Below are 13,201 nucleotides of genomic sequence, written 5' to 3'. Positions count from 1 at the left end.
GTCCGATGCGGCATAGCATGGTTGCTACTTGCCAGCATGGAGTGCGTAATGATCTCGGCGATGATAGAAGGTGAAAAGAGACCTCCTCAAGTAAAAGGGGAGCAAACCAAATGCGTCGGCTGCGGTGGCACGCTAAGGGCCGTCATCCCTCAATTCAAGGCTGCGCATTGGCGTCACGACAGTGGTGATTGCGATCCGTGGAGCGAGCCCGAGGGAGAATGGCATCTGGGATGGAAAGGCTGCTTCAGCCCTCGCTATTGTGAAGTGTTCATGAGAGATCCAGAGACAAAGGAAATCCATAGAGCTGATGTTTTATGCCCGCGGCCCGAGGGGGCAGGGGTAGTCTTGGAGTTGCAACACTCTCCTATCTCGGAAGAGGAGCGATCATCCAGAGAGGCGTTTTACTCCAAAGAAAATCGAATGTTTTGGCTTCTGAACATGGGGAGAACATCAGCCCTTTCGTTCAATTTTGCATCTTGCCTCAACTTCAGTGAAGACAATCGAGTAGAGGTCGGAGGACGTGACTTTTACCGGATGGAGTGGTTCATGCGCGGGACGATGCTGGACAAGTGGAAGCAATCTAGAGCGCATGTTTTTTTAAATCACGGCCGCTTCGTTTTCTATCTTGCGACGAGGGCTGCGTGCCGTTCATTGGTCGACGGCCAAGCCAAAGGAGAGTTTGCCTTGGCGCGCCTCACTGTGCGTGAGTTTCTTAAAGCGGTAGCCGGAGACGATCCCTCTGCGCTAACGATACGATCTGTTGAAGGGGGGGGCTGATCGCTGCCCATCAAATCGAGCTCGGTCGGATGTCCAGGCCTACGTTGGTATCGCCTCCGATTCGAAAGCGCTTCGTCTGCCCGGGCTTGAGGATGGTCGCTTGTTCTTTCAGCGCTCCCGACCAGGTACACAAACCCGACCCGCTTGCATCCGCGCCAAGCCCCACCAGATGCTCGCCAGCAGGAACGTAAAGGCTTACCACTTCGCCAGTGTCGATTCGTGCAACTGGTCGACCGTCAACATGAATGGCAACGAAGCAGCCACCCCCGACAAAGCCAGTGTCACGTGCAACTTGAATTGTCCCATATTGCCCAGCCGGTTTTTTACCGTAGGCCAGTACCCTGTCGCCAGGAACAGGCTTGGCCTGGTCGAACGCGACAGGAGAGGTAGAGCAGCCGGCCATCAAGACGACCAGGGCAGTTGCAGGGGCGATCTTCAGCATGGGAACTCCTTGTTATGATCTGCAACTTTAGCACCGGTGTTCAATGGTCACATTTGGTCTTCGGCGTAGATCGCGGCGCTGATAATTGCTCCGCCGACCCTGCGCTTGCCGTAGCAGAGCGGGACCGGGTTACCCGACGCCGTGGTGTTCTTGGCGCTACCGAAGGCGTAGCCTGGGGTGTTCTCTGGTGCGGCGCTGGTCTTGAGGCCGCCTGCCTGAGGGCTGAGCATTTGGATAACTCCGCCCAGGGCGAGGGACGCGCCCATCATCATCATCCCTGATGTGAACGGCGTGGCCGTACCGCCAGAAGCGTATGTAAGCACCGCACCGACTGCGAGCAATACAACGCCGACGATGGTTTGAAGAACGCCACCTCTCTTACTCCCGACGATAACGGGCGAGATGATGATGTCGCCAGTGCCCTGGTATCCCAACTCCTTCGCGCCAATGTTTTTCTTGCCGCGAAAGACCGCAAACTCCAAGCCACGCGACTTAGCATTAGAGATAAAGCGCTCGAGGCCTGGAATCTGCACACATAATGCCTTGATTGCTTCGGCAGGCGAGCGAACGGCCAGGTGATAGACCTTCCCGAACTGCCTGAGCTGGCCGTAGAGTTTGATTGTGGTGAGCGGGTTGTAATGGATTGCTGTAGCGGCCATGAGGCCTCCTATGGATTGGTCAAAGGGGCTGGAAGCCCAAGGCGAATGGCGAGCACTGCGCGCGACATATGCGCCTGGTCGATCGTCAGTTGCTCCTGGCGCGGGTCGTAGTTCCACACCCGGTTGTAGATCGCCTCACTGGCCCGGGCACCGCGGAATGTACCCCTCAGCAGGTCGGCCGAAACCATCGCCTCTTCCTCGGTGAAGAAGGGGCCGTCGACTGTCACCTGTTGGCCACCACTGACGTGCTGGACCTCCCACACCGTGTAGCCGGCGTCCGGCCCCTGGATCAGTTCGTAGGGTTTGAATTTCTGCGTTTTGCACGCCTCGGTAAAGCGCTCTTGAAACGTCATGTCTTCTTACTCAAAGAATCAGCCGGCTGATGGGCGCTACCAACACTTGCGTAGCGCACGGATGGTCGGTTAGGCCGCTTCGGATTGATCAGGGGTCGCTTTTGCAGAGGTGCGGGTGGGCATTTTCGCCAGCCATTCGCGAAGTGCTTCGGAGCCCTCACAGCCCGATCGCCACTTCTCAAACCGGCCGGTGTACCCATTCGAATTGGCGACCATACCGCTCAGTGCGACACCGGCATTGGAGGCGGTGGCCAGCACGTCATCGTAGATAGCTAGCATCTGCTTGAGCCCATCAATGTCTTCGGCGCGCGACGCGGCAATTCCTGCGCGCGAAAGGCTGTCAGCCGCCTCTGGCGATAGCCCGGAGAGCATTGGGTTTGCCCTGAGCACCGCCTCTACAACGTCGGGGTGACTGCCTGCGCGCGCTTCAGCTACTAGCCGCTGACGCTCCTCCGGCTTGAGGCCGCGCACGATGGCTCGCAGCTCCTGATCAGCCAGGAAACCAACAACGTCCGAGCTCGCGCGAGGCGTGACTGGAGCAAAGCCGTTGACCACTGTTTGGGCCAGCGTCAGCATATCCTTTGCCGCCTTTTCCATAGCCGGCATCAAGGCAGGAACGATCCCGTCAATCTGCTCCTTGCCCTTGCGCTCGATGGCCGCGGCGTTGAGGTCTTTGTTTCCGCGAATCGAAAGAATTTCTTCTCCAAGATCCTTGAAAGTCTCCAGCGCCAAGCCTTGCAAATGGCGAACCGACTTCAGCAAGCCGCCGGCCTGCCAGGTGCCTTTCGTGCCGTCGGGGCGCTGAATATTGAATGTTCGGGCCTCTACCTGGGAATGCTCGTATTCGGAATAATGGAGGTTGGCCAAGCCAACTTTGAGGACGGAGCGTTTGCCGATTTTCATTGAGTTACCTTTGATGTGTGGGTCGATTAAGCGGCGTCGACGTGAAGCGGGCGGTTCTCAACAAGCGCGATCAGCAGAGCGCTTGCCTGAACGCTTCCTTGTTCGGCGGCCGAACGTAGGCGGCCCCACGCGGCATTGATTTCGGCGCGGGTGGGTTTGGCTTGTGGGCCACGGGGTTTGGTATTGCTGGCGCTGACTGACATGATCAATCCTCTGTGAGCTGTTGAAAGCCTTGCAAAGCTCACATTAGGGAGTATCTGGCCGCATATCCAGTGCTTTTAGGGTGCACCTCAGGTGCTACACAGAACGGGATTGAATGGGACTGAAATAGTTGGTTTTGGCGGGATTTTGGCGGGTGATTTTGTTGCAGTAAGCCGGTGGTATCCAAAGTGATACAGGGCTGGGTTTTCAGCTCAGTCCAACTTCAGATTGAGGATGGTGCGGGGAGGGCTGACCTACCGTTTTGGGATGTCAGGTTTCCGCGCCACGTTTTGCGAGATTTGAAAACGTGGCGCGGATTTGATGTGTCCAGCTTTGGACGCATCTCGGTATTCGCTAAGCGGTCGTCGAGCAGTCGTCGAATGGTCGTCGATATGTTCCCCACCGGTGGTGGGATACCTGCTCCGACCTGCTGTCAGGCGTCTTTGGGTGGAGCCATGACGAATTCAACCTCGACGCGGCCGGCTGGCTCGGATTTGCCCGCGTCAGTCCTGGCCCTGCGACTGGTGTAGATGTCCCCGCACTCCTTAGCCGCCTGCTCCATCAGCTTCATTGCCATCACCAGGTGCCCGCGCGCCTCGGCCTCTTCAAGCATCCGCCCAAGCGCGCGCAGTCTCATGGATCGGTTGGCGATCGGCTCCTTGACCACCTCAGACCGGAAACCGGCCCTGGTGTCTTCGAACAGCGTCACCCAGCGCTTTGCCAGGCCCTTGCTGCTCTTGCGTGTCGGGTCGTGGGTCTCGACCTGCTGGCGCGACACGACCACGCCGAAGCCATCCTTAACGGCGGTCGCGACCTGTGAGGGCGAGTCGAAGCACGCCAGTGACTGGACGATAAAGGCTTTGATTTCGTTGTTGAGCGCGGCCATGGGCTGGAATCTGTCTAGGGTCTGTCAAGAATCCTCATGGTTGCCCAGGCGGCGAGCAAAGGCAATGCCCAGCCAGGCGCACCACTGGCCGCGTTTTAAACGTGAGGTAACGGGAAAGTAACGTTACGAGCGTTAGCGGGATGTGTCGGGATATCCGGCACTTTTGGCTCCTCAACTTTGAGGAGTCGCCATTTTGGGATCGTCCTGCAGTCAGACGATACGGTCTGTTTCGGCCCAAACGGTCTGTCTCACAACGCCCGGGCTGAGTACCGAGAAAATCGGAACCACTCTCGATCTGCCAGATAGGCCAAACCATCCCACTTAGACCGAAACGTCTCACTCGGCACGGCAAGATTTTAAGGCTAGGCTGGGCATCGTCCTCGCCAAATGTTTTGAAAGGACAGCGACCTAACTACGGCAAGGAGCGTGCGTATGATCAGCGTTTATATTGACGCAAATGTCTGGAATATACTGTTCGACCATCAAATAGATCTAACCACTGAGTTTCCAGCTAACCAGTACTGTCTTTGCATGACCCGGGAAGCGGAGTTTGAGATACCACCAATCCCCGAGGAGAAGGCTGAGCTGAAAACTTTCATCAATGCAACGGTCCAGCGGGCCGTCAAGACGGTTCCGTTATTCGGTTTCTACGACGAGTCTGTGCCGGCGGATGAACAACGATATGGGGGATTCGATCAGGGTTGCTTCGCAAGCGAGGCGGAGTTGGCGTTCATGGCGCAGCAGCGGAGTACGATCGGTGCGCGCATGAAAGCTAAATCAAGGCTTTATCCTAACGAAGCAGATGTAGCATTGGCTTCCCGATCCTTCGAGTCGGTTGTTCTCACCTTGGACGCTAAGAAAGGACCGCTGAACACCGCTTATCAGCAGGGCGGTCAAGTTGTGTTCCTGGATCAGTTCCTAAATTCCGGTCTTTGCCTACGAGCGTTCGTAGAGCGGGCGCTGGCAATGTGAACAGATGTGCTCACATTTGAGTGAGGGTGTCCTTGTCATCGTGAAACCTGCTCCGGCCTGCTGTCAGGTGTTCATGTGCCGCTAGAGCTATCAATCTGCCCAGTTCACGAGGATTTCGCTGTTGGAGCCTTAAAGGACTGCGTACTTAGGCCGAAACTATGTGTGAACACTTATGAGAAAAAACCATGCTTTCTTATCTTGGCCTTACTGGCGTCGCAATTGAGGCGCTTCTGAAAGTCGTATCGGCAAGTGGCACTAAAGCGGCTGCACCGGACGAGCTCAATCACGCGAAAATGCAGGCTGAAACAATGGCCAGTATCGTTTTAGCTCAAGCTAAGGCTCAACAGGAACAAGCCATTGCCCTTCGCATAGCTTGCGCTGAAGAGGTGCAGATCGAAGAGTTCTACGACGTTTCAGGAAGTGGCCAGCTTGGAGTTTCTATGAAGGATGAGGGCGTTACCGCAGGGCTTACCGGTGATGGTCGCAGGGTGACCAAGCGGATTATCAAATTTACCGGCAACCCTTGTCCGGAAGAGATCTATCAAGACTTCTTGTTCGGGAAAAGCTCAAAAGCTATATCTCCTGATGGGCAATAATCAGCATCAGTTTGGTTTGTGAGACCAAAACGTCTCACTGAGATCAAAACGTCACACTTTCTCAGATCTCAATGGGGAGGGGGAGAGCAGCACTTATGATCGCGGAGGCACACCTACGTCGGCAGCTAACTCTGCCTGGTCTCCGTGGCGGATTTGAGGCAAGCAGACCATATGATCCGATTCGGCTCATATGATCTGTCTCGCACAGATAATCAGCGAGGCTCCCGACTTATCCGTAAGACCAAGGAATTAGATGTTTCGCTGTTTCACAGCGGGCGAGGGGCGTTCGCTAAATCTTTAATTTTTTCATTAGGACTATAAAGTTAGGGCGGTGAAGTATTCTAACTCACCGCCTGACGCTTGTGATAATTAAGAGAGGGTTACTTCGCGTTGCGAGTCGACTAGAAGTCTTAGTTCATTAAGGCTTTCCAGTAGATCCTCATGATGGTTTTGAGGGTTATACTCAAGTATTTTTATGTTGTATGCGTTTTCCATTGCTGACATTAGTGCAGTATGCGTGCCGTGGGGCATTACCGCGTAATGTGAGTGTGTGGATGGCGCAGATATATTAGTGTTCTCTAGAACTAGTTGAATGTCAGGATCTGACATACTGCACCCGAGAAATAAGACAGTACTCACAGTCAGTAGGCTGTCTAAAACCGTGTAAAAGCCTGCGTGGTCTTTCTTGATGGCGTAGTAGTCAGAACGATTTAATATCAGGTTACCTGGGCTCGAAATACAGCCGTGAGCTTTGATAATCAGGTTGTCGTTTGATCGTACACAGTCAAGAATGTCAGTGTCCGAAAACTTCTTCACTGAGTACCCGTGCCCTGCTATTAATGCGTCGCATTGCTTTTCGTAGATTTGGTCATAATTTGTGGTTATTACTATTTTGGGGTTAATGCCTTGAATAGCGCTGTGATAATCTGAAGGTATGAAATCGGGAGTGGCAAACTGAGCGACAAAAAATGCCTTTTTATCAGCTGGATTTGTACCGTGAAATATAATTTCAGCCGCATCCAGTAACTTATCATTTTGAATTAGCTGGTTGATAAACGGTACGTCAGCACGTTTGAATTTTTCTCCTGCATCAGTTAGCAGTTTTTTCCAGCCAGGCGGACGCACATCAGGATTGTTTTTCGATACCGATCCGGAAGATATACCGGCACCGATGAAAATGATGGCTCGTTTAGATGCTAGCTCTTGAACTAAAGAATCAGGCCAGTCGATCATTTCGCTGCCCCGACGTTTTTAACAATATTCAATGCGATTTTGTCAAATATCTCAGAATAGTTTTTGGCTTGGGAGTAATGTGCGCCGAAGATCCCGTCGCTTGCTTTCAAATCCCTTATAGGTGATGAACTCTGCTGCGCAAGTGCTGCAAGGCTAAACATATTGGGGATGACACCAAGCATAAGACTCTGATTTTCGATATTAGGAGCGCTATATTTTCCGAGGTATGTCTTAAAGTTTTCCTCGAATAATTTTAATATTGATTCGAAGGCTTTTGTAGGGCGTCTATCACCATCTTTGTTTTTTCGCGCGTGGTACGCTTGGCTTGTGTAACCAAGGCAGCCGCTGCTGATATTTATGGACTCTTTTATCCGGTATGTAGAGAAGTAATTAGGATGGGTGTCTGAAAGGTTGTTAACCCCTCGGTCGTATTTTTTATTCCAATCATCAAGCCAGCGGGATATATTTCTTAAGCCTACAATACTAAAGATGTCGATCGACATTGGAGTGACAAAGTAATCTGACGCAATAAGTGCTGATCTGTTGAGGGAGCCTAAGCTAGGGCCGAGGTCAAGAATTATATAGTCGTATTTTTCTCCGATGCTGGACACTAATGCGTTGCACCAGTTTGTTTTTCGAAGAGCGCCAACGTCGCCACCTGGGACCTTAACCCAGGCTTCACCAAGCCTGTCCTCAATCTCAGAGAGGTTGGGATGGCCCATAATTAGATCTACACCAAACCTGTTGGTTTTTTTGATGATAGCGTCTACACCAAAATTGATGCTAGGTTCGTCGACTAAGAGAGGGCCAACTATGTCTATGATGGTTTTATAACTATCGGGATCGCTCCAATAGCATTCTGTAACACGATCTTCACCGGCAATTAGCAATGTCGCATTGCACTGTGGATCTAGGTCTATATATAAGACGCGTTTGTTTAACCTCTGAGATAACCCAGCGGCCACATTACAAGAGGTGGTTGTCTTTCCGACCCCCCCTTTATTGTTGAAGAACGCTATTACCTTGGCCATTTTTACATTCCTTGTTTGTTAGTGTGGCTGTGCGACACGCCGAATTGCGGAACGCTACCAAAACGCCACCATCAAGTCCATATTTTGAGAATTTCTAGCCATCGAAACTGTCGCGAGCTACCGCGCGGAGATTGGTCGTTCTGGGAAAAAATCTGAGGTCGCACATCGATATGCCGTCATCGAGGCTACTGTTTGTTGCGTTACCTGTAACGTTGTGGCACCATCATCTTATGTTACGGGTAACGAGGTGGTAATGGAAAATGAAAAGAAGGTGAAGACCACAGCTGACCGTCAGCGCGAATTTAGGGTGCGCCAGCGCGAGGCAGGCTTCAAACAGCAGACATTGTGGATTCACACCAAAACAGAAGAGGAGGGCAAGCAAGCTGCGCGGGACGGCAAGCCACTCAGCCCGATGGAGTCGAAAGACCCCTTGAGCTGGGCGGCGGGCTGGATCAGCGAGAAGGGCAAGCAGTAATCGGCTGAAACCTTAGCCGATTGAATCGATGGTCCAGATTTGGGCCATCTCAGAAGAGGTGCCAACCCGGTGTGCAACCACCGGGCCGGCTATCACACGACGAAACTTAGAGGTACACGTCATGCAATCTAAACAGAATACCATCCAAATTCTGGATGCGCGCGGCCAGATCATCGCCACCATGGCGCTGCCGGCCAACATCAAGCTAACTGAGCTGGCCCCATTGAAGATCCTGGGCGACATCAGTTTCAAGGTTCTGCCAGGCGCCGCCCAATCACGCGGGATCTGCTTAGGGTGTGTCGTATGAGCGCCCAGGTCCGCACCATCCAAGAAGTCGCCCATGATGCTCTTGAGGATCTCGAAAGCGCCCAGATCGCCCTGCGCAAGGTTGAGGCGGTTCTCTATGCCGCTCTGGCAGACAAGGGCACCAGTCAGCACGTCCGCAACCTGGTAGACGTTGCGTGGAGCCTGGCCGCTGACGGAGCTAACACCGCCGACTGCAACCGCGAGCAAATCGCCGCCGCGCTGGTCGGGTGTGCTGCACTGGCCGCCGGGGGTGACCAATGAGCCGCTCCTACAAGGCAATTGCCGAGACCGCCACCAGTGATCTGTACGAAGCGCAGGCAGCACTAAACAACATGCACGCAATCTTCACGCTGATGCTCCAGCACTTCCCCGAAGACAGTACCGGCAACGCTTTCGCGCAACTCGGCATCCTCGAGTCGAATGACTGGTCCACGAAAATTTATCAGTGGTGCGAGTGCATGGAAAACGAGCTGGATGACGCGAACGAAGAGGCGGCCGTGGCGATTTCTGCCGAGCGGGCACACGCTACCCGGTGGTGGACGCACTTGTACGAGATGCGGCGCCGCAAGGAGCTGCCGGAGTGGGTAGCGGCGGGCATCGGCACGCATGATGAACACGACCAGATGCTGGAGAGCCGGAAGGCCGTCAATCAGGCCCTGTTCGGCTCGGATGACCTGGGCGGCGATCAGCAATACCGCGCGTTGGTGTTGGAGTAGGGCTGACAAACTACGAAACCTTCGCAGCATCAAGGGCACTACCCCGAAACAGGGTGGTGCCCTTTTTCATTTGTTGGCCGTTGGTGCCTTCTCGGTGAGGTAGATAAGGTCTTTCCTCACTTCCTCGGCGCACGGTCTGCACATTCCGAGCATCGTCCAAGGTCGCCAGTCGAGAACAAGGAAAGTGAAGCCTCCGATGCGCTTACATTTCCCTGCATAACCATGAGTGCAGCGGGCCTGCTGGTAGGTCCTTGGTCCCATCTTAATAACCCCTGGTGGTGGTAATTTATAAAGGGTGGGATTTTTTCCGTTTACGCACTCCTCTGGAGGCCCCGGTTTCATTGAAAGGTACTGGGAAAAAATCCCAGTACTGCACCATCTCAGCAAAATAACCGGACGCAACCGGACAATGAGGGAGTGATGACTGGGAAAAATTCCCAGTACTAGGCGGAAAAATTCCCACCGAAAAACTCGAAATCAGATGAACTTGAAGCGCGGTGGCCCAGGGGAAATCTCGAGTTCCTTTCCCGGGCAGTCGTCAATTGCTGCCCACGTGACCGCATACAGCGCGCAACGGGCCATCCCCTGCTCTCTGCCGCCCTTACGGCTCTCTCTTGTGCGAACGATCAGCCCAGCCTCCATAAGCTCAGCGAGGGCTGAGGCAAGCGTCTTCGCGTCCATAGGCTTACCCTTGGCCATCATTGAGGCAGTGCAGGAGAGATCCCCGTTATTGCGGCCGTTGTAGTTCCTGGCCAACTTGATCAGCACCGTTACCGCCTTGGTCGACAGATTGTCGAAGGCGTCGCTGACCAAGAGCCGATAAGGAAGCGCCAAAACTCGGCCGCCGCCAAAATCGACTTTGTAGGATTTTTTTCTGGCCATTAGCGGCTCACAGGCAGGCGGAACGGGTGTCTCCGTTATGGAGACACCCGCTATCTTTGGATTACGACGCTTCGCGCATCAGGATGTACTTGGCCACGCGGTGAGGCGGCCGGCCTGGCTCGGTGGACTGGTGCGTCCAATAGGTGCGGATCTCATGACCCTTTTTCCTGAGGCGGCGGATGGTGTTGGGGGGCTGGACGATATCCAGGTCCTTGGCGGCTTCGATGGTCGATACCGGCCCGTTTCGCAGGGCCTCCATCATCTTGCAGTCTTGCTCTGTTGAAGAATGACGTGTCATAGTTTGCCCTTCACGTTGGTGCTACCCAGTGTGTTTTCGCTAAGGCGGTGTTCGAGCACCGCCTTGGCAATCTCTCGCGCAGCCTTGCGCAATCTCCACTCCTTATTCTTTCCGCACTTCACCGTGCGCCGGCCTTTGCTGCGCGCTCAATCCAAGCCTTCAGTTCGGCCACAAGAATCAAGCGGCGCTTGCCAAGCTTGAACGCCTTCAAATCTCCATTAGCCATGACTTCATAAATCCCCGACCGCGAGTAGCCGGTCATACGTGCTGCTTCCTCAACGCTGACTGAGAGAGGTGGCAGTGCGGCGAGTTGTGACATAACGACTCCTTCTGGCTAGGTTAGATTGGTGCCAGTGGTTGCTAGTCTATATTTATAAATTCTAAATGTGCAAGCATTTGCTAAATTCATCCGCACTCATTCGGATTGACGAGAGAATGCGAGTGCAGCAAGCTATACGCCTGGATTCGGTTGGGCCGATCTATTGAGGTGGCAGGTATATGGCGACGAAAACGAGCAAGCGGACCGGCGAGACCAGCACTACGGTTGCCGTTGGGATCAGGATTGATCCGAAAATCAAATTCGCCCTCGATATCATGGGTAGGCTGCAAAAACGATCTCTAACCGCGGTGATTGAGTGGGCCATTTCCCAGGCTATCGATCAGCAATCCACTGATGTCAATGGGACATCCCTATCGACCGTGCTCGATAGCGTATGGTCGACTGACGAGTCTGTGCGACTTGTAATGCTTGCTATTAACTTGCCTGAGGCTCTCACATACGACGAATTGAGAATCTGGGAAACTATTAAGGCAAGTTCATATTTTTGGCTTAATTATCCCGACGGTACTTTTAGTAATCGCCATGATGATCTTTCATTGAGTTCGGTTAGGTCAGGCTGGCGGGACCTTCTTGAGCACGTCGAAAAGCACCGCAATAGCGCAACGATCGTACCTATTAGAGATGAAGACATAATCCCGTTTTAAATCAACTCTACCGCTGCCGCCTTCGTTCCCGGCGCCAGGTGCGCGTAACGCAAAGTCATCTTGATATCGGCGTGCCCCAGCAGGTCCCGGACAGTGTTGAGCGGCACACCAGCCATCACCAGGCGTGATGCGAAGTCGTGACGCATATCGTGCCAGCGGAACCCGACGATCTGCGCCCGTTCAAGCAACTTGAACCAAGCGCTTTTGACGTCTTCAAAGCGACCGCCGCCCTGACCTGGAAACACGTACGGCGACTTGCTGACCTGCTTCTTCCAGGCTTCCAGCACACCAATGGTCTCCTTGTTCATCGGGATGTGGCGCGTATCACTTGTCTTGGTGGTGGCCCCGACGACTGTGATTGTCTTCGTGTCGACGTTCACCGCTGACCATTTCAGGTCGAACAGCTCTCCGCGCCTCATGCCGGTATTCAACGATACCAGCACCATTGGCTTCAGGTGATCGGTGAAGGGCAGTTGCAGGAGGCTTGGCAGTGGCTCTCTGTGGCGGTCCGTCCGCCAGGTGTTTGCACTCTCACGCTCGGCCCTCATTTCATCCTGTCGAGCGTCCAGGGCATCGCGTAGACGCTTGGTCTCGTCAGCAGCCAGGTAGCGAATCACCCCCTTTGAATCGACTTTGAGCTGTTTCAGCTTGGCCAGCGGGTGTGTGTCGATGTACTCCCACTCAACGGCGCGACTGAAAACACCGCTGATCGAGCCCATTTTTCTATTCACCGTCGATGCTTTGTTGCCGGCTTGCATCCAGGCGGTACGGATTTGCTCCAGGTCTCGCCCGGTGATCGCGTCCAGGCGCTGGGACATGATTGTTTCAAAGTTATTGCTGAGGGTGTGTTGTGTCTTCTCGTGACCTTTGTGATGAGCCTTGAACCACGGCATATAGGTGTCGTCGATGAAATCGCGCAGCGAGGGCAGGGCTGATCCCTTGCGCCCCTGGGCGATGGCCAGGGGCTCGCCGTGGGCGTGCGCATCGGCTAAGTACTGGGCGGCCTCGGTTCGGGCTTGGTCAAGGGTAAGCACGCCGACACGCCCGAGGGTGGCGTTCTTGTTTCGGCCCCAAGTGACCATGTAGGACTTGTGACCGCTGGGCAGTACGCGAATAAAGAAACCGGGTTGCACGGTGTCATGCACGCGGTATGCTTTCGCCTCGGGGGCTAGGCTGCCAATAAGCTTCTGAGTGATTTTGGTTTTCAAGGGTTCGACCGTGACAGCAGGGTGGCAGCAAAAAGCACTATACCGCTCGACGTTCACGGACTCAATGGGACTAAAAGGCCCAATAATGCTGGGCTTGTGGCTGTACCCATTGGGCATAAATTGACCCTCCTAAGGGGAAGGTTGGCCGTTCGAACCGGCCCTGGGACACCATCCATATTGCTAGCACCTTCTGTTGTCGGTATTCGCCGATTTCGCCACTCAGACATTTCTTCTATATAGCTTTGGTTTATTTCAAGCCTGAAGTCGCTTTCTATCGGC

Annotated in this window: 20 protein-coding genes; 8 read left to right on the top strand and 12 right to left on the bottom strand. The window is 53.9% G+C overall.

What is annotated here, in order from left to right:
* Positions 1-48 precede the first annotated feature (48 nt).
* Positions 49-777 (top strand): hypothetical protein, encoded by a 729-nt coding sequence (locus QYQ93_RS22265; protein WP_338475496.1) that lies wholly within the window; start codon positions 49-51, stop codon positions 775-777.
* Between the two features lie 10 nt (positions 778-787).
* Here the strand turns inward: QYQ93_RS22265 and QYQ93_RS22260 are convergent, their stop codons facing one another.
* The 6 genes from QYQ93_RS22260 to QYQ93_RS22235 form a co-directional block, all read right to left on the bottom strand.
* Positions 788-1,219 (bottom strand): hypothetical protein, encoded by a 432-nt coding sequence (locus QYQ93_RS22260; protein ID WP_338475495.1) that lies wholly within the window; start codon positions 1,217-1,219, stop codon positions 788-790.
* Positions 1,220-1,266: 47 nt separating this feature from the next.
* On the bottom strand, positions 1,267-1,878 hold the full coding sequence (locus QYQ93_RS22255) for a tail assembly protein (RefSeq protein ID WP_338475494.1): 612 nt from the start codon (positions 1,876-1,878) through the stop codon (positions 1,267-1,269).
* An 8-nt stretch (positions 1,879-1,886) separates the two neighbouring features.
* Complete coding sequence (locus QYQ93_RS22250; RefSeq protein WP_338475493.1) at positions 1,887-2,231, bottom strand: hypothetical protein; 345 nt, start codon at positions 2,229-2,231, stop codon at positions 1,887-1,889.
* Between the two features lie 69 nt (positions 2,232-2,300).
* Positions 2,301-3,134, bottom strand: a complete 834-nt coding sequence (locus QYQ93_RS22245) for a hypothetical protein (RefSeq protein ID WP_338475492.1) — start codon at positions 3,132-3,134, stop codon at positions 2,301-2,303.
* Between the two features lie 26 nt (positions 3,135-3,160).
* Entirely contained in the window at positions 3,161-3,337 is a 177-nt protein-coding gene (locus QYQ93_RS22240) for a hypothetical protein (RefSeq protein WP_338475491.1), read from the bottom strand.
* 431 nt (positions 3,338-3,768) lie between these two features.
* Complete coding sequence (locus tag QYQ93_RS22235) at positions 3,769-4,221, bottom strand: DUF2280 domain-containing protein (protein ID WP_338475490.1); 453 nt, start codon at positions 4,219-4,221, stop codon at positions 3,769-3,771.
* Between the two features lie 432 nt (positions 4,222-4,653).
* On the opposite strand from QYQ93_RS22235, the gene QYQ93_RS22230 reads away from it, so the two are divergent.
* Both QYQ93_RS22230 and QYQ93_RS22225 read left to right on the top strand, forming a co-directional pair.
* Complete coding sequence (locus QYQ93_RS22230) at positions 4,654-5,193, top strand: hypothetical protein (protein ID WP_338475489.1); 540 nt, start codon at positions 4,654-4,656, stop codon at positions 5,191-5,193.
* A 185-nt stretch (positions 5,194-5,378) separates the two neighbouring features.
* Positions 5,379-5,789 carry a hypothetical protein gene (locus QYQ93_RS22225; RefSeq protein ID WP_338475488.1) on the top strand — a complete coding sequence of 137 codons (411 nt, stop codon included), beginning with the start codon at positions 5,379-5,381 and terminating at the stop codon, positions 5,787-5,789.
* A gap of 369 nt (positions 5,790-6,158) precedes the next feature.
* Here the strand turns inward: QYQ93_RS22225 and QYQ93_RS22220 are convergent, their stop codons facing one another.
* Positions 6,159-7,022: an SIR2 family protein gene (locus QYQ93_RS22220; protein ID WP_338475487.1), complete on the bottom strand. Its 864-nt coding sequence runs from the start codon at positions 7,020-7,022 to the stop codon at positions 6,159-6,161.
* Entirely contained in the window at positions 7,019-8,053 is a 1,035-nt protein-coding gene (locus QYQ93_RS22215) for a ParA family protein (RefSeq protein ID WP_338475486.1), read from the bottom strand. Before QYQ93_RS22215 ends, QYQ93_RS22220 begins: the two co-directional genes overlap by 4 nt.
* 253 nt (positions 8,054-8,306) lie before the next feature.
* Between QYQ93_RS22215 and QYQ93_RS22210 the strand changes: the two genes are divergently transcribed.
* The 4 genes from QYQ93_RS22210 (at position 8,307) to QYQ93_RS22195 (ending at position 9,550) form a co-directional block, all read left to right on the top strand.
* A complete protein-coding gene (locus tag QYQ93_RS22210) occupies positions 8,307-8,528 on the top strand; it encodes a hypothetical protein (RefSeq protein WP_338475485.1) in 222 nt (73 codons plus the stop codon).
* A 121-nt stretch (positions 8,529-8,649) separates the two neighbouring features.
* Complete coding sequence (locus QYQ93_RS22205; RefSeq protein ID WP_338475484.1) at positions 8,650-8,835, top strand: hypothetical protein; 186 nt, start codon at positions 8,650-8,652, stop codon at positions 8,833-8,835.
* Positions 8,832-9,095: a hypothetical protein gene (locus tag QYQ93_RS22200; RefSeq protein WP_338475483.1), complete on the top strand. Its 264-nt coding sequence runs from the start codon at positions 8,832-8,834 to the stop codon at positions 9,093-9,095. The genes QYQ93_RS22205 and QYQ93_RS22200 overlap by 4 nt, the downstream gene beginning before the upstream one ends.
* Positions 9,092-9,550 (top strand): hypothetical protein, encoded by a 459-nt coding sequence (locus tag QYQ93_RS22195; protein ID WP_338475482.1) that lies wholly within the window; start codon positions 9,092-9,094, stop codon positions 9,548-9,550. The genes QYQ93_RS22200 and QYQ93_RS22195 overlap by 4 nt, the downstream gene beginning before the upstream one ends.
* A 477-nt stretch (positions 9,551-10,027) precedes the next feature.
* Here the strand turns inward: QYQ93_RS22195 and QYQ93_RS22190 are convergent, their stop codons facing one another.
* From QYQ93_RS22190 to QYQ93_RS22180, 3 genes are all read right to left on the bottom strand, one after another.
* Entirely contained in the window at positions 10,028-10,432 is a 405-nt protein-coding gene (locus QYQ93_RS22190; RefSeq protein WP_093128165.1) for a hypothetical protein, read from the bottom strand.
* A 61-nt stretch (positions 10,433-10,493) separates the two neighbouring features.
* The gene (locus tag QYQ93_RS22185; RefSeq protein WP_026013795.1) at positions 10,494-10,730 is read right to left on the bottom strand and encodes a helix-turn-helix domain-containing protein; all 237 of its coding nucleotides are present in this window, start codon (positions 10,728-10,730) and stop codon (positions 10,494-10,496) included.
* Positions 10,731-10,848: 118 nt separating this feature from the next.
* Entirely contained in the window at positions 10,849-11,049 is a 201-nt protein-coding gene (locus QYQ93_RS22180; protein WP_134023847.1) for a helix-turn-helix domain-containing protein, read from the bottom strand.
* 179 nt (positions 11,050-11,228) lie between these two features.
* Here QYQ93_RS22180 and QYQ93_RS22175 point away from each other — a divergent pair, with 179 nt between their 5' ends.
* Positions 11,229-11,714: a hypothetical protein gene (locus QYQ93_RS22175; RefSeq protein WP_338475481.1), complete on the top strand. Its 486-nt coding sequence runs from the start codon at positions 11,229-11,231 to the stop codon at positions 11,712-11,714.
* Here QYQ93_RS22175 and QYQ93_RS22170 read toward each other — a convergent pair.
* The gene (locus QYQ93_RS22170) at positions 11,711-12,922 is read right to left on the bottom strand and encodes a site-specific integrase (RefSeq protein WP_338475480.1); all 1,212 of its coding nucleotides are present in this window, start codon (positions 12,920-12,922) and stop codon (positions 11,711-11,713) included. The two genes, QYQ93_RS22175 and QYQ93_RS22170, sit on opposite strands and share 4 nt — an antisense overlap.
* Positions 12,923-13,201: the final 279 nt, after the last annotated feature.

Source organism: Pseudomonas khavaziana, assembly GCF_036704165.1.
In the GTDB taxonomy this organism is placed as follows: domain Bacteria; phylum Pseudomonadota; class Gammaproteobacteria; order Pseudomonadales; family Pseudomonadaceae; genus Aquipseudomonas; species Aquipseudomonas khavaziana.
Note: the sequence above shows the minus strand (reverse complement) of the source record. Positions and strands in the feature narration are given on the sequence as shown.

What these genes read in the sequence shown, in the direction of transcription:
- QYQ93_RS22265 (WP_338475496.1), top strand. Translation starts at nt 49, where the DNA reads ATGATCTCGGCGATGATAGAAGGTGAAAAGAGACCTCCTCAAGTAAAA.
- QYQ93_RS22260 (WP_338475495.1), bottom strand. Translation starts at nt 1,219, where the DNA reads ATGCTGAAGATCGCCCCTGCAACTGCCCTGGTCGTCTTGATGGCCGGC.
- QYQ93_RS22255 (WP_338475494.1), bottom strand. Translation starts at nt 1,878, where the DNA reads ATGGCCGCTACAGCAATCCATTACAACCCGCTCACCACAATCAAACTC.
- QYQ93_RS22250 (WP_338475493.1), bottom strand. Translation starts at nt 2,231, where the DNA reads ATGACGTTTCAAGAGCGCTTTACCGAGGCGTGCAAAACGCAGAAATTC.
- QYQ93_RS22245 (WP_338475492.1), bottom strand. Translation starts at nt 3,134, where the DNA reads ATGAAAATCGGCAAACGCTCCGTCCTCAAAGTTGGCTTGGCCAACCTC.
- QYQ93_RS22240 (WP_338475491.1), bottom strand. Translation starts at nt 3,337, where the DNA reads ATGTCAGTCAGCGCCAGCAATACCAAACCCCGTGGCCCACAAGCCAAA.
- QYQ93_RS22235 (WP_338475490.1), bottom strand. Translation starts at nt 4,221, where the DNA reads ATGGCCGCGCTCAACAACGAAATCAAAGCCTTTATCGTCCAGTCACTG.
- QYQ93_RS22230 (WP_338475489.1), top strand. Translation starts at nt 4,654, where the DNA reads ATGATCAGCGTTTATATTGACGCAAATGTCTGGAATATACTGTTCGAC.
- QYQ93_RS22225 (WP_338475488.1), top strand. Translation starts at nt 5,379, where the DNA reads ATGCTTTCTTATCTTGGCCTTACTGGCGTCGCAATTGAGGCGCTTCTG.
- QYQ93_RS22220 (WP_338475487.1), bottom strand. Translation starts at nt 7,022, where the DNA reads ATGATCGACTGGCCTGATTCTTTAGTTCAAGAGCTAGCATCTAAACGA.
- QYQ93_RS22215 (WP_338475486.1), bottom strand. Translation starts at nt 8,053, where the DNA reads ATGGCCAAGGTAATAGCGTTCTTCAACAATAAAGGGGGGGTCGGAAAG.
- QYQ93_RS22210 (WP_338475485.1), top strand. Translation starts at nt 8,307, where the DNA reads ATGGAAAATGAAAAGAAGGTGAAGACCACAGCTGACCGTCAGCGCGAA.
- QYQ93_RS22205 (WP_338475484.1), top strand. Translation starts at nt 8,650, where the DNA reads ATGCAATCTAAACAGAATACCATCCAAATTCTGGATGCGCGCGGCCAG.
- QYQ93_RS22200 (WP_338475483.1), top strand. Translation starts at nt 8,832, where the DNA reads ATGAGCGCCCAGGTCCGCACCATCCAAGAAGTCGCCCATGATGCTCTT.
- QYQ93_RS22195 (WP_338475482.1), top strand. Translation starts at nt 9,092, where the DNA reads ATGAGCCGCTCCTACAAGGCAATTGCCGAGACCGCCACCAGTGATCTG.
- QYQ93_RS22190 (WP_093128165.1), bottom strand. Translation starts at nt 10,432, where the DNA reads ATGGCCAGAAAAAAATCCTACAAAGTCGATTTTGGCGGCGGCCGAGTT.
- QYQ93_RS22185 (WP_026013795.1), bottom strand. Translation starts at nt 10,730, where the DNA reads ATGACACGTCATTCTTCAACAGAGCAAGACTGCAAGATGATGGAGGCC.
- QYQ93_RS22180 (WP_134023847.1), bottom strand. Translation starts at nt 11,049, where the DNA reads ATGTCACAACTCGCCGCACTGCCACCTCTCTCAGTCAGCGTTGAGGAA.
- QYQ93_RS22175 (WP_338475481.1), top strand. Translation starts at nt 11,229, where the DNA reads ATGGCGACGAAAACGAGCAAGCGGACCGGCGAGACCAGCACTACGGTT.